This is a genomic window from Thiocapsa sp., assembly GCF_011390875.1.
Lineage (GTDB): Bacteria > Pseudomonadota > Gammaproteobacteria > Chromatiales > Chromatiaceae > Thiocapsa.
Map to the genome: position 1 here is coordinate 1 of NZ_JAABRP010000135.1, position 14,630 is coordinate 14,630.

The following is a 14,630-nucleotide window of genomic DNA, read 5'->3' on the forward strand; positions in this document are numbered from 1 at the left end:
GAGGGTATGATTTCCGCTTCGCGTCCGGTGGAATTCATCCCGCGCAGCGGATTAGGGGAGGGCGTTGGAGACGTCCAGCGACAAACGCTCCAACGGCTCCGGCCGCCCGAAGAAATAGCCCTGGTAGGCATGGCAGCCATGAGCGGCCAGCCAGTCGCGCTGCTCCTCGGTCTCCACGCCTTCGGCGATGACCGCCAGCTCCAGCGTTCGGCCAAGCGCGATGATGGTTCGGGCAATCGCGGCAGCGTTGGCGTCGGTCAGGACGTCCAGGACGAACGAACGATCGATCTTGAGCTGATCGAAGGGAAGGCGTTTCAGGTAGGACAGGGATGAGTAGCCGGTGCCGAAGTCATCCAGCGCGAATCCCACGCCTCGGGCCTTTAAGGCAACCATCTTGCCGACCGTGTCCTCGACATCGTCGAGCAAGAGGCTCTCGGTGATCTCGAGCTTGAGTCGGGACGGATCCGCGCCCGTGTTTTCGATGCAGGCCAAGACCTGGTCGACGAAGTCCGTGCGGCGAAACTGGCGTGCACTGATGTTGACCGCCAGGGTCAGTTGCGCGGTCTCGGTCCGCTCGGACCAGGCCGCCAACTGCGTACATGCGGTCTGCAGAACCCAGTGCCCGATCGGCAGAATCAACCCGCTTTGCTCCGCGAGCGGGATGAAGGCTGCCGGGGGAATCAAACAGCCCTGCTGATCCTGCCAGCGCAGCAGACATTCGGCACCGATGATCGTGCCGTCGCGATCGACCTGGACCTGGTAGTAGAGCAGGAACCGCTCGTCACGCAGACCGCAGCGCAGCTGCGCCTCCAGGCTCGCACGGGTGCTGACCTCCGACTGCATGCTCGGGTCGAAGAAACGCATGGTATTGCGTCCGGCGGCCTTGGCTCGGTACATCGCCATGTCGCCTCGTTTCATTAACTCCTCGACACGCATCGGCTGCGGATCGAAGAGCGTGATTCCGATGCTGGCCGCGCTGTAGTGGGTCTGCCCGTCGAGGTCGTACGGCTGGCGAAGGACGCCGAGAAGCCCATTGCCGAGCGTTTCGGCCTGGGTTGCTGCCTCGAGGGGATTCGGACTCAAGTGCTCCACCATGACCACGAACTCGTCGCCGCCCAAGCGCGCCAAGGTGTCGGACTCGCGGATGCGCGCCGACAACCGCCGTGCGACCAGTTGGAGCAGTCGATCGCCTTGATCGTGGCCCAGCGTGTCGTTGAGCGTCTTGAAATCGTCCAGATCGATGTAGAAGAGGGCCCCGCAACGGTCATTTCGGCGGCAGTTCGCCAGGGCCTGCTGAAGACGATCCAACAATAATCGGCGGTTGGGCAAGCGGGTCAACGGATCGAAGAAGGCGAGTTCGCGGATCGCGTCTTCGGCGGCTTTGCGCTGCGTAATGTCCGTCATCGTGCCGACATAATGGGTGATCTCGCCGCCGGGGCCGGGCACGGCGGAAATCGTCAGCCACTGTGGATAGATCTCGCCGCTCTTGCGCCGATTCCAAATCTCCCCCTGCCAGGAACCGGTCTCTAGGATGCACGCCCACATGGCGACGTAAAATTCGGGTTCGTGGCGTCCGGATTTGAGCAGTCGGGCCGTCTGGCCGATCGCTTCCTCGGCGCTGTAGCCGGTGATCCGGGTGAAGGTTCCGTTGACCCGCAGGATGACCCCTTCGGTGTCGGTGACGACCATGCCCTCCTGGGCCTCGAATGCGATCGCGGCGATGCGCAGCTGCTCCCGGCTCTCTTTTTGCTCGGTGACGTCGCGCGCGATGCCCTGGAAGCCAACGATCACGCCGTTTTCATTGCGAAACGGCATGGCACTCGAGCTATGCCAGCGCCAAGTGCCGTCACCGTGTCGGACGCGATACTCGATATCTCGACGCATCGCTCCGGTCTCGACGACGGCACTGAAGGCCGCGTTGCAGATGTATAGATCCTCGGGATGGACATACTCCGAGAAGTGCGTGGCCAGGGTTGCGTCGATCGAATAGCCCATCAGGCGCGACCAACTCGGCGAGACGAAGATGAAGCTGCCGTCGGTCGAGAAGAGATAAATGATGTCGTAGCTGTATTCGAGCAGGAATCGGTACTTTTCCTCGGAACGCTTGATCGCCGCTTCGGCCCCTTTGCGTGCGCCGATATCGCGCGCCACCAACTGCAGGAGCGTAGCGCCGTCGAGCTGCACCGAGGTGAGCAGGACCTCGACCTCGACCGTATCGCCGGTATCTCGGCGGCGCAGACACCATTCGAAGCCGCTGTTCTCCCCCGAATGTCCCGTCGGCGGAGTGGGCGCGAGGACCTCGGCACCGAAGGGCAAGGGCGTCGTCGATAGGTCGCCCGGCCGTATGCCGAGCAGCCTTTCGCGATCGCAGCCGAGCAGGCGCAGCGCGGCGGGATTGCAGTCGAATAGCCCCTGGTCCCGATCGAACAACATCACGGCATCCGTGGTCGCCTCGAACAGGGTCCGGTATTTGGAGAGCGCGATGCGCTCCAGGTCGGCCTTCGCATCACGCAAGGCGGATTCGCGTTGCACGAGCGCGTCGGCCATGCGGTTGAAGGAAACGGCCAAACGGCCGATCTCGTCCTCGCCGGTATCATCGAGACGTCTACCGAGATCCCCGGCGGCGATTGCCCGTGCGGCGGCATCCAGGTGCCCGAGTCGACGGCTGGCTCGGACGGCGAGCGGGACGATCACGAGCACAAACCCGACCAGCCCGATCACGCCGTTGCGCAGGCCCTGCTCGATTAAGCCCTGTCGTGTCTCGGCAAAGATGTCGGTGGTGATGCCGACCTGAAGGGTGCCGTAGGTTTGGTCGACGAGGCGCAGCGGGATGGCCGTCTCCCACAGGGCTGCGTCATCCGAAACCGCAGGGGTGCCGGGATCTTCTGCGGCGGGAGGCGCAGACTCATGAGGATGGCTGTGCTCGGCCAGGCGCCGTCCACGTGCGTCGTCGACCTTGAGATAATGCACCTCCGGCAGATGGCCGAATCGGTCGAGCGACTCCTGCAGGGCTGCGATGTCGCGCTGCACGAGCAAAGGGGTCAAGGACTCGCTTAGGAGTGCGGTCAAGACAGTGAGTCGCGTCTCGTGCAGTTGGGTCAGGGCGGTGTTGCTCAGACGCTGGTTGTCGTGGACAACCCAGGCGATCAAGGCGGCCTGGGTCATCAGGATCACCAAGCCGAATCGCAAGCCGATCGGGATACGCGCGAGAAGCCTCCTCATGGCGCAGCCAAGACCTCTCGTGTTGCCGGCAGGAAGGGGTCGATCGCTTGTCGATCTGCTTCAGTGACCTCGCGCAACCCCCCGTGTCCCAGGGTTTGCATCATGGCGCGACCTCCCGGGGTGTCGTTGGCGAAGTGAAGGATCACGCGTGTCAAAACGGTGCGGTCTGCACCGGCGTGGCCGGGGCCGGTTTGATAGACGATCGAGGGAATCCCGCCGAGATCCGCGCCGTCGGCGAGAATTCGCAGGCGTGCACGCGATTCCTCGTCGAGGGTCGTATAGGCTCGGTTTGAGATGATGGCCGCCCGGATCGACTCGTCGCCGAGCAACAGCATCAAGGCGTTGTTGTGGGTGTCGGCCGTCGGCATCTCAACATCCATCGACGGTGTCAGGCCCGCCTCCCTGAGCACCCGATGGCCCATCAGGGTGATGAGCGCCAAAGGATCCGGGGTCACGATCTTGGTGCCCCGCAGATCCTCGACCTCGGCGGCGGGATCCTCGGCCCGAACGATCACCAGCGCGTAGAGTGGATTGGTGGTCTGCAGGATCGAGCGGTAACCGGAATCCACCTCCGCGAGCCTTGCCATATGGGCTGCATTGAGGACGAGCAGATCGTCGCCTTGCGCCACGTCAGCGACGAAGCTCCGATAATCGGGGGACGTGACGATGCGGACCGGCTGCTCAAGGGTCTCTTGGAGATGCCGGCGCAGCGGCTCGTAAAGGCTCAGCAGGCGCTCGGTGCTGAGGTAGGGGAGTACCGGGATTTCGAGGTCGTCCGGGCCGGGAGCTGCGCCGGCCGCTGCAGCGCAGACACAGACCAACCAGCCGATACGCTGAATCAAAATCTTCATCGGATTCTTCCGTGCCATGCTCGTTGATCTGGATCTGAATCTCCCCACCTGCTCCCTGTCCCAAGCGGCATCCGCAGTGCTCCGAGCGGTCCGCGCGAATCCAATCGGCGTTTTGCACGCTGCGTGGCTATTCTAGTCCGACTCCGAGCCAATCGGGCATCGCGAATGACCTTGGTCTGACCATGGTCGGCGACTCGAAGACCGGACCCATCTCCCCCATTTCCCATCCATGGATGCCTTCAGCCTCGCTACCCGCCGCTGGTTTGCGCAAAACTTCGACGCACCGACCGAGGTTCAGGTCCGGGGCTGGGCGGTCATCGCGTCGGGCCGGCACGCCCTGATTACGGCCCCGACCGGCAGCGGCAAGACACTTGCGGCCTTCCTCTGGGCGATCGATCGGCTGATGCAGGGAGGACCGATCGCCGATGCCGCGTCGGCTCCCGTCGGCATCCAGGTCCTCTACGTCTCGCCGCTCAAGGCACTGGTTTACGACATCGAGCGCAACCTGCGTGCCCCGCTCGCCGGGATCGCGCGTGCCGCCGAGGCGATGGGCGTGCCGGTGCGGCTGCCGCGGGTCGGCATCCGCACCGGCGATACCCCCGCGAAGGAGCGGCAGCAGCAGCTCAAGGAGCCGCCCGAGATCCTCGTAACCACGCCCGAATCTCTGTACCTGCTGCTCGGCTCCAAGGCGGCGGCCAACCTCGCCGAGGTGCACACGCTCATCATCGACGAGGTGCACGCCCTCGCGCCGACCAAGCGGGGCGCCCATCTCGCCCTCTCGCTGGAGCGTCTGGCCGAGCGCTGTACGACCGATCCGCAACGCATCGGGCTCTCGGCGACCGTGCGCCCGTTGGCCGAGGCCGCGCTTTATCTCGGCGGCGATCGTTCGGTCGACATCGTCGACGCCGCCGCGCCGCCCAGGCTGGACCTGCGCGTGCAGGTTCCGGTCCCCGATATGGAACGTCCGCCGGTGAGCTCCGCTCCGCTACTCGAAGGCGGTTCCATCCTCGGCGAGCTCTATCGCCAAGCGAGGCCGGGACCGCCAGCCGAGAAGGGCCTTTGGTCGGCCATCCATCCGGCCATCCTCGCCGAGATCCGCGCGCATCGCTCGACCATCGTCTTCGTCAACAGCCGCGGGCTTTGCGAGCGACTCTGCCAGCGATTGAACGAGCTGGCGGAGGTCGACCTGAATCCGGACGTTTTGGCCAAGCAGGACAGACCCGAGCTGGTGCGCGCCCACCACGGCAGCGTCAGTCTCGAGCAGCGCACTCAAATCGAGGAAGGGCTCAAACGCGGCGACCTCAAGGCCATCGTCGCCACCAGCTCGCTTGAGATGGGCATCGACATGGGCGGCGTGGATCAAGTGCTGCTGGTCGAGTCGCCCGGCTCGGTGGCGCGCGGCCTGCAGCGTGTCGGACGTGCGGGGCACGGGGTCGGGCAGGTCAGTACCGGGCGCATCTTTCCCAAGTTTCGCGGGGATCTGCTGGAATGCGCCGTGATCGGGGCGCGGATGCTCGCCGGGGAGCTGGAGCCCTTCCGGATGCCGCGCAACGCACTCGACGTGCTGGCCCAGCAGATCGCGGCCCACTGCGTCGAGACCGAACGCACGGTCGCCGAGATCCATCGTCTGGTGACCCGCGCCGGCCCCTATCGCGAGCTGCCGCGCTCGGCCCTCGAGGCGGTGCTGGATATGCTCTCGGGCCGCTATCCGTCGAGCGACTTCGCCGACCTGAAGCCCCTCCTGGTGTGGGATCGCACCGCCGATACGCTCGGCGTGCGCAAAGGTACGGCCATGATCACCCGCCTGAACGCCGGCACTATCCCGGATCGCGGCAACTATGCCGTGCATCTCGGCGAGGAAGGGCCGCGGATCGGCGAGCTGGACGAAGAGATGGTCTTCGAAACCAAGGCGGGCGACTGCGTGCTGCTCGGTGCCTCGACCTGGCGTGTCGAGGCGATCACGCGCGACCGTGTGTTGGTCTCGCCGGCACCGGGCGAGCCCGGCAGGCTGCCGTTCTGGCGCGGCGACGGACCGGGGCGGCCGGTCGAGCTGGGTCGGGCGGTCGGCGCCTTCACGCGAGCGGTCGCTGCTATCCCCGCGGAGCGCGCCGCTGCTTGGATTCGGGAGCAGACCCCGCTCGACACCCTGGCGGCCGCAAACCTGGCGGCCTACATCCAGGATCAGCGCACCGCGACCGGCCAGGTGCCGAGCGACCGCACCATCATCATCGAGCGGTTTCGCGATGAGCTGGGCGACTGGCGCATCTGCATCCTCACCCCTTTCGGCGCCCGCATCCATGCCCCCTGGGCCATGGCCCTGCAATGGCATTTGGGGCGTCGCGAGGGTTTCGAGATCCAGGTCATGTACACCGACGACGGCATCGTGCTGCGCTTCGCGGACGGCGAGGCGCTGCCGGAGCTGACGGACCTCCTGCCCGCACCCGACGAGCTGGACGAGCGTGTCACCGAGCAGCTCGCCGACACCGCGCTCTTCGCGTCGCTTTTTCGCGAAAACGCCGCCCGGGCGCTCCTCCTGCCGCGCCGCTCGGCCAAGGGCCGCCAGCCGCTCTGGGCGCAGCGGCTCAAGGCGCAGAACCTGCTCGCGGTGGTCCGCCGCTATCCGGCCTTTCCGATCGTGCTCGAGACCTATCGACAGGCGCTCGGCGATGTCTTCGATCTCGCCGGTCTCAAAGACGTCTTGACCGGCATCCGCAACCGCTCGATCCGGGTCCACGAGGTCGAGACCCGCAGTGCCTCGCCGTTCGCGCGCTCGCTGGTCTTCGCCTATGTGGCCGCCTACATCTACGAGCAGGACGCCCCGCTTGCCGAGCGGCGTGCCCAGGCGCTTACGCTGGATCGCGGTCTCTTGGCCGAGCTGCTGGGACAGGCGGAGCTGCGCGAGCTGATCGATCCGGCCGTGCTCGATGATCTGGAGCGCGAGCTTCAACACACAGCCGAGGGGCGCAAGGCGCGCGATGCCGACGAGCTGCATGACCTGCTGCGACGGCTCGGCGATCTCTCGTCCGCGGAGCTGGAGGAGCGTGCCGAGGGTGATCCCGCTCCCTGGCTCGCCATCCTGGCCGAGCAGCGCCGGGCTGTCGTGCTGCGGTTCATGGACGGCCCCCGCTGGATCGCGGCCGAGGATGCCGGGCTCTATCGCGACGCCTTGGGTCTGGTCCCGCCGCCCGGTCTCCCCGACGCCTTTCTGGTGTCCACGGATGCGCCGCTGGAGCATCTGCTGCACCGCTATGCCCGCACGCACGGTCCCTTCCCGACACGCGACCCCGCCGCGCGCTATGGTCTGAGGGCAACCCAGCTCGAACCTGTCCTGCGTCTCCTGGAAACGCGCGACGAGCTGGTCCGCGGCGAGATCCGACCGCTGGGGCGCGAGCCGGAATGGTGCGACCCCGAGGTCCTGCGCCGCCTGCGCCGCCGCACCCTGGCCAAGGCGCGCGATGCGGTCGCCCCGGTCGATGCGCAGACCCTGGGACGGTTCCTGCCCGCCTGGCACGGGATCGGCGAGGACATCAAGGGGCCGGATCGTTTGATGGAGGTGCTGCTTCAACTGGAGGGCCTGACGGTCACCTGGTCCCAGCTCGATCGCGTGCTCCTGCCGGCCCGGGTGCCGGGCTATCGCTCGGAGGATCTGGATATGCTCGCGGCCACCGGGCAGATCGTTTGGGTCGGACGTGGAGCGGCAGGCCCGAAAGACGGGCGGATCGCGCTCTATCGGCGGGGGAGTCCGGAGCTAGGTGTCTCCGACGAGGAGCCGAGTCGGCCGGATCCGCCACGCGCACCCACCCGTGCATCTTCGGAGCCGGTTGCGGATGCGGCAACGCGCGACCCCGCCGCGGACACCTCCGACGTCCGCCGGATCCTGCTCGACCACCTGAGAACCCGGGGGGCCTCCTTCCTGATGGAGCTGATGCAGGTCATCGAGCGCGCCGGGCTGAAGCTCGGCAAGGATGCCTTCGAGTCCGCGCTCTGGGATCTGGTCTGGGCGGGCGAGATCACCAACGACACCTTCGCGCCCCTGCGCGCGCTCGGCGGCACGCGCGCACCCAAGCGGGGTCGCGGAACCCTCTTGGCCGGCGGTCGCTGGTCGCGCGTGGCCGATCTTCGCATCGAGGCAAGCGACACCGAGCGCCTGCTCGCCCGCGCCCGCATCCTGCTCGAGCGCTACGGCGTCGTCAGCCGCGAGGCGGTGCAGGCCGAGGGCATCCCGGGAGGATTCGGTCCGCTCTATCGGGTCTTCAAACAGATGGAGGAGGGTGGACAGGTCCGCCGAGGGTATTTCGTCGAAGGGCTCTCCGGTGCCCAGTTCGCCCTGAACGGCGCGATCGATCGGCTGCGCAGCGCCCGGATCGAAGAGACCCCGATCGAGGGGTTCGGCGTTGACGCGGTCCGGATCCTCGCCGCGATCGACCCGGCCAATCCCTATGGCGCGCTCCTGCCCTGGCCGGAGCCGGGCGGCGGTCCGGTGCCCAAACGCATCAGCGGTGCTTACGTGATCTTGGTGGCGGGCAAACCGGTGCTCTATCTCGGGTCGGCCGGGCGCCAATTGACGCGTTTTCCCGGCTCGATCAGCGAAGAGGGCGGCGAGTTGGCCCTTGGGCTCGCCGCCCTGCATCGCGTCCCGCAGCGCGGGCGCAAACGGCTTGCGATCCAACAGATCGACGGCCTCCCGGCGCTCGAATCACCGCTGCGTGAAGCCATCCTGCGTGCCGGCTTCGAATCCGATTACGACGCGCTCGTCCCGGCACGCGGTTACACCACCGGCATCGGCCGAGATTCGAACGCCGTCGCCTGTGCGGGACCTCGCCGCTGAGGCACGGGCGTTATGTTTTCCCGTTCGTTTGGTCGTGGGCCCGTGCAATCGTCAAGAAGCGTTTCTGATCTCGCTCACCACCGCATCTAAGTTGGTGTGGTCGGGTGCATCGGCCTCTGCCCATGCCAGTGCGTTTTCGATGTCGGCAAATGCCTGCGGATGGTGCACCAAAAGTTCGTTGTCGGGGATCACCGTGACGGTTCGTATAGGCCAAACGCCGGGTTCTTTTTCCACAAGGACTTGCCTCTCTGCAAACTGCTTGCCGAGAGCGATCTGCCCATTCGCACCGATGAGCTTGATGCTCGCTTGAGTCGTCGATATCCGCATGGTAAATCCTCAAGCACGATTCGGATGGACGGGATGCCGCCGAAGGAGCAATTGCCCACTCAATTCGATTTGCGGAGCGAAGACCCGGCGTGCGGATCAGGAAGGCTAACGGGCCGAGCAGGAGCGCCTGCGTGCCGAACGCTTGGCCGAGCGCCTCCGGGCCATGGGCGTGGATCCGGAGGCCTAAGGCCGACGCCTGCCCTCCGGCGCTCAGCCCGCCAAAACCGCGCGCATCTCCGAGGCATACTGATCGGCGTTCAGCCCGAGCAGCAGGTGGAGCACGCCTCCCCCGATCGGCATGACGCCTTGGACCCCGGCCGCGTCGAGTGCGCCCTCGTCGATCTTCGCGGTGTCGGCGAGCGTGACCCGAACCCGCGTCTCGGCACAGGCCTCCGCCAGCGTGACGTTCGCAGCCCCGCCGAGTCCGGCGAGGATGTCGCGCGCCCGTTGCGGCGCCTGCGGATCGCGATGGCGCGGGCGCAGATCGTCGGCCTTGTAGTGGACCTTCGGTGCCGCGGCACCCTCCGGTAGCTCTGCCTCCGCGCCGGCGACCTCGAGATATTCGGACATGTCGGTCATGAGGTTCTCCGAGCGCGGCCCGAAGATCGCCTGCATGTTGTTGCCGACCACCACCACCCCGGCGGCGCCGAGCGCCTTGAGCTTGTCCGGGTTGGCCTTGTCCATGTCGGCGATCTCCACGCGCAACCGGGTGATGCAGGAATCCAGTCCGAGGATGTTGCGCTTGCCGCCGAAGGCCAGCACCAGCTCGCGCGTGAACTCGCCCGCGACCTGCTCCTTGACGTCGACCATCTCCATCGTCTCGGTCTCGCGGCCGGGCGTCTTCAGATCGAACCACCGAATCAACAGACGGAAGCTCGTGTAATAGACGACGGCGAAGATCGGCCCGAGGATCAGCACCACCCAGGGACGGATGTCGTGGACAAAATAGAGCGCGAAGTCGATGAAGCCGTGCGAGAAGGAATAGCCGAGCCGCGCGCCGGCTAGATAGGTCAGCAGATAGGCTAGACCGACGAGCACTGCATGCACGGCATAGAGCAGGGGCGCGACGAAGAGGAAGGCGAACTCCAGCGGCTCGGTGATGCCGGTCAGGAAGGCCGTCAGGGCCGCGGATCCCATGATGCCGGCCACCCGCGCCTTGTTCTCCGGTTTGGCGGCGTGATAGATGGCGAGTGCCGCGGCGGGTAAGCCGAACATCTTGAAGACGAAGCCGCCGCCGAGGATCCCCGCCTCGTAGTCTCCGGCGAAGAAGCGGCTGATGACCCCGTGCACGACCTCGCCGGTCTGCGGATTCACGTAGGTCCCGACCTCGAAGAAGAAGGGGACGTTCCAGATATGGTGCAGGCCGAACGGGAGCAGCAACCGCTCCACGACCCCGTAGATGGTGACCGCTGCGGCCGGATTGCCGTAGGCCGCCCACTCCCCGAAATCGCGGATCGCCACGCCGATCGGCGGCCAGACCAAGGCGAGGATCGCGGCCAGCCCGATCGCCGCGAACGACACGACGATGGGGACGAAGCGTTTTCCGGCGAAGAAGCCCAGATAGGCCGGCAGCGCGATCTTGTAATAGCGATTGAACAGGAAGGCCGCGAGCAGACCGATCAGGATTCCGCCGAAGACACCCGTGTCGATGGACTCGATCCCGAAGATGGTCTTGATCTCGGCACGGCTCTTGGCGGCCGGGAAGGGCACCGAGTCGCCGTCGACCGGAACATAGACGGCGACCTGACCCTCGCCGCTGTCGGACGGTCGCAGACTGAAGGGCACCTCGGTGGCTTGCCCCGCCGTGTCGGTGCAGGTCACGCGATTCTCCGTGGTCTCGTCGACCCGGACCTTGCTCAGGGTTCGGCCTTGGGCGTCGAGACAGACGAAGCGTTCGCGTGCAGCATCATGCTCGATATAGACCGCCGACCGATCGGCCCCGAGCTGCAGCGGCTCGGTGGGGGACATCAACGAGATGACCAATATGCCGATGACGCCGAGGGCGGCCAGCATCACGAAATAGCCGACGGTCGCCGCCATTGCGGCCACCCCGTCGTTGCGCGTGAAGCCGAGCACGACGCCGATCGCGAAGATCAGCGGCAGGATGGTGAAGACCGCGCCGCCGGCCGCCTTCATGATCAGGCCGATCTCGATCAGTAAGGGAGAAAGACCCTCGGCGCCCGCAATCGAGCTGCCGACACCGAGCAGGATGCCCGCGACCGGCAGCACCGAGACCGGCAGCATGAGTGCCTTGCCGATCTTCTGCAGGACCGAAAAGGAGCTGCTCCCGAACGCTTTGACCGACATGCGTCTGTCCTCTGTCTAAGGGTAGAAAGTGTGGTCGAGCGTTATCCCGGTTCCTTAAACCGCGTCCAGAGCGATATGCGTCATTTCCACGTTGCGTATGGCTTTGGAGACATTCTCGATCTCGGCGAGACGCGGTTTAAAACTTAATCTTTTTCAATATTTTAAACCGCGCAACTCCGACAGTCGTCGGAGCTGGCGCGGCCAAGCCATTCCAGCAAATGACGCATACCGCACCGGGCGCGGTTTAAATCTCGACCGGCACCAAGGCCCGCACGGCAGCCGCGCTGTCCTGCGCCAACGCCTGCCGGGCGATGGCCTGGCAGTCCGCCAGCGAGCGCGCGCGCACCGCCGCCTTCACCGCCGGAATCGAGGGTACGCTGACCGAAAGCTCGTCGACCCCGATCCCGACCAGGATGGGCACCGCCTGGGGATCGCTCGCGATCCCGCCGCAGACACCGACCCACCGGCCCTCTGCGTGCGCACCCTCGACCGTCTGAGCGATGAGCCGCAGCACCGCCGGGTTCATGGCGTCCGCCATCGGGGCGAGCTTGGGATGACCGCGATCCATGGCCAGGGTGTACTGGGTCAGGTCGTTGGTGCCGATCGAGAAGAAGTCGACCTCGCGGGCGAACTGCGCCGCCATGACGGCCGCTGCCGGCACCTCCACCATGATGCCGATCTCCAACGGGTCGTCGATGCCGGTCTTGGCGCGTTCCTCCTCGAGCAGGCCCTTGACCGAGCGAATCTCGTCGAGTGTCGCGATCATGGGGAACATGACACGCAGCCGATGTCCTTGTGCGGCGCGCAGGATCGCCCGGACCTGGGTGCGCAGGATCTCGGGGCGGACCAGACCGATGCGGATGCCGCGGATGCCCAGGAAGGGGTTTTCCTCGCGCGGCAGCGGGAGATACGCCAGCGGCTTGTCCCCGCCGACATCCAGGGTGCGGATGATCATGGGCCGACCCTCGAGGGCGTCGGCGATGTCGGTATAGATGCGATATTGCTCGTCCTCGCTCGGTGCGCCGGTGCGATCGAGATAGAGGAACTCGGAGCGCAGCAGGCCGACGCCTTCGCCGCCCAGCTCGACCGAGCGGCGCGCATCCGCCTCGCCGCCGATGTTGGCGACCACCTCGATGCGTCGACCGTCGGTCGTGATGGCCGGCTCATGGGCGGCGGCCAGATCGGCCTTGCGCTTCACGGCCATGCGCGCCTTCAGCTCGGTGATCCGCGCGATTTCGGCCGGATCCGGGTTCAGCCGCAATTGGCCCAGACTGCCGTCGAGGATCACGGGGCTGTCGCTCGGCAGATCCAGCGCGCGGGGCTCGATCCCGGCAACCGCCGGGATGTCGAGCGCACGGGCGATGATGGCGACATGCGAGGTCGCACCACCGCCGACCGTGCAGAATCCGAGCACCCGCGTGCGGTCGAGCTTGGCCGTATCCGACGGCGTCAGATCCTCGGCGATCAGGATGGATCCCTGCGGGATCTCGGGCTCCTCGATCGGCTGCCCGGTGATGATGGCGAGTACGCGCCGACCGACATCCTCGAGATCGTTCGCACGCCCGGCGAGCAGCGGATTGCGCAGCGCGGCAAGACGCTCGGCGTGCGTTCGGTAAGCTTGCTGCCAGGCGAAGGCCGCGCTCTTGCCCTTGGCGATGGCGCTCTCGGCGATCTCGATCAGGTCGGGATCTTCGAGCAGCTCCTGATGCGCGGCGAAGATGGCCGCCTTGCCTGGGTCGGACTGGGCTTGGAGCTCCGACTGGAGCGATTCGAGCTGGACCTTGGCGGTATCGAAGGCGTCGTCGAGACGGCGACGCTCGCGGTTCGGAGACTCGGCGTGCTCCGGCACCTCGATCTCGGTGCGGCGAAGCTGAAAGATCGTGCCGACGGCGAGCCCCGGCGAGGCCGCGACGCCGAGCAGCAGATTCGGATCGCCCGAGCGCGGGCGAGGCGCCGGTGCGGCGTCCTCGCCGATCTCGGTCGTCGCGGGCGCCGGGGCCGGATGCGTGCCTTCATCTCCGAGACCCGCCGCCAGCTCCGGCGCCAGCGCCGCGATCGCCTCGCCGGCGTCCGGCCCTTCGGCGATCAGCTGTACCTTGTCGCCGTGCTCGATCTCAAGCCCCATCAGCGCGACGACGCTCTTGGCGTTGCCCTGATCTTCGCCTCGTTGCACCAGGATCCGCGACTTGAAGCGCTTGGCCAGGTTGGCGAGCACCGCGGCCGGGCGCGCATGCAGGCCGGTCGGATTCGGGATCAGGATGGCATCCGAGACCACCCGCTGGCCCTCCACGACACCGGATTCGGCGGTCGTCTCGGCCAGATGCAGCGTCAGACAGACATCTTGCCCGGCGCGCACCCGTCCGATCGCGGCCTCGAGCTGTGCGACACGTTCGCCGTTGGTGATCACCACCTGGGTGAGCAGGCTCTTGGCGTGGGTCGCGAGGAAGTCCGCATCGAAGGCGATCAGTGCAGCCCCGGCTTCGACCCGCTCGCCTTGCGCGACCTTCGGGGTGAAGCCCTGGCCCTTGAGCGAGACCGTATCCAGGCCGATGTGCATCATCACCTCGATGCCCTCGTCCGTGGTCAGGGTCACGGCATGTCCGGCACGATGCACCTGGGTCACGGTGCCGGCACAGGGCGCGATCAGGAGTGCACTCATCGGATCGATCGAGACACCGTCCCCGACCATCTTCTGCGCGAACACCGGGTCCGGCACCTGCTCCAAAGGAAGGATGACGCCATCCAAGGGCGCCTTCAGCTCGACGACGGCCATGTGCTTGAACCTCCTGCGGATCGGATCAGAAGTCGATGCTGACTCTGGCGCCGATCAGAAACGCGTTGTCGATCTCGCCCGTACCGGCCGGGCGGATGATGTACTGGATGTCCGGCTGGATCAGAATCCCGCGTGGCAGGACAAAGCCGTGGTTCAGCTCGATGGCCGCCTCGTAGGTCTTGCTCGGCAGGCCCGCCGCGACGAGGCCGTCGTCGTAGGCGTCGCTGTACCACCCGGTGGTGATGCCCAGCCCGGTTCGGTCCTGCTGACGTCCATCGAACAGCCCCTCGTAGACCAGGCCGACGTTGAAATAGCGCGACAT

7 protein-coding genes are annotated in these 14,630 nt (G+C 66.3%); 1 reads left to right on the top strand and 6 read right to left on the bottom strand.

Annotated features, from left to right (window positions below):
• Positions 1-51: 51 nt before the first annotated feature.
• Positions 52-3,222: an EAL domain-containing protein gene (locus GPT33_RS12010; protein WP_296809263.1), complete on the bottom strand. Its 3,171-nt coding sequence runs from the start codon at positions 3,220-3,222 to the stop codon at positions 52-54.
• The gene (locus tag GPT33_RS12015) at positions 3,219-4,073 is read right to left on the bottom strand and encodes a PhnD/SsuA/transferrin family substrate-binding protein (RefSeq protein ID WP_296809265.1); all 855 of its coding nucleotides are present in this window, start codon (positions 4,071-4,073) and stop codon (positions 3,219-3,221) included. Before GPT33_RS12015 ends, GPT33_RS12010 begins: the two co-directional genes overlap by 4 nt.
• A gap of 229 nt (positions 4,074-4,302) precedes the next feature.
• On the opposite strand from GPT33_RS12015, the gene GPT33_RS12020 reads away from it, so the two are divergent.
• On the top strand, positions 4,303-8,901 hold the full coding sequence (locus GPT33_RS12020) for a crosslink repair DNA glycosylase YcaQ family protein (RefSeq protein ID WP_296809267.1): 4,599 nt from the start codon (positions 4,303-4,305) through the stop codon (positions 8,899-8,901).
• 51 nt (positions 8,902-8,952) lie between these two features.
• On the opposite strand, the gene GPT33_RS12025 is transcribed toward GPT33_RS12020, so the two are convergent.
• The 4 genes from GPT33_RS12025 to GPT33_RS12040 form a co-directional block, all read right to left on the bottom strand.
• The gene (locus tag GPT33_RS12025; protein ID WP_296809269.1) at positions 8,953-9,228 is read right to left on the bottom strand and encodes a hypothetical protein; all 276 of its coding nucleotides are present in this window, start codon (positions 9,226-9,228) and stop codon (positions 8,953-8,955) included.
• A gap of 210 nt (positions 9,229-9,438) precedes the next feature.
• Entirely contained in the window at positions 9,439-11,535 is a 2,097-nt protein-coding gene (locus GPT33_RS12030) for a PTS transporter subunit EIIC (RefSeq protein WP_296809271.1), read from the bottom strand.
• 244 nt (positions 11,536-11,779) lie between these two features.
• A complete protein-coding gene (gene ptsP / locus GPT33_RS12035) occupies positions 11,780-14,308 on the bottom strand; it encodes a phosphoenolpyruvate--protein phosphotransferase (RefSeq protein WP_296809274.1) in 2,529 nt (842 codons plus the stop codon).
• Between the two features lie 25 nt (positions 14,309-14,333).
• Positions 14,334-14,630 (bottom strand): carbohydrate porin (locus GPT33_RS12040; RefSeq protein WP_296809276.1); only part of this gene is annotated, 297 nt, incomplete at its 5' end.

Excerpts from the sequence above, each read along its gene's own strand:
- GPT33_RS12030 (WP_296809271.1), bottom strand. The coding sequence starts at position 11,535 with ATGTCGGTCAAAGCGTTCGGGAGCAGCTCCTTTTCGGTCCTGCAGAAG.
- ptsP (WP_296809274.1), bottom strand. The coding sequence starts at position 14,308 with ATGGCCGTCGTCGAGCTGAAGGCGCCCTTGGATGGCGTCATCCTTCCT.
- GPT33_RS12020 (WP_296809267.1), top strand. The coding sequence starts at position 4,303 with ATGGATGCCTTCAGCCTCGCTACCCGCCGCTGGTTTGCGCAAAACTTC.
- GPT33_RS12015 (WP_296809265.1), bottom strand. The coding sequence starts at position 4,073 with ATGAAGATTTTGATTCAGCGTATCGGCTGGTTGGTCTGTGTCTGCGCT.
- GPT33_RS12025 (WP_296809269.1), bottom strand. The coding sequence starts at position 9,228 with ATGCGGATATCGACGACTCAAGCGAGCATCAAGCTCATCGGTGCGAAT.
- GPT33_RS12010 (WP_296809263.1), bottom strand. The coding sequence starts at position 3,222 with ATGAGGAGGCTTCTCGCGCGTATCCCGATCGGCTTGCGATTCGGCTTG.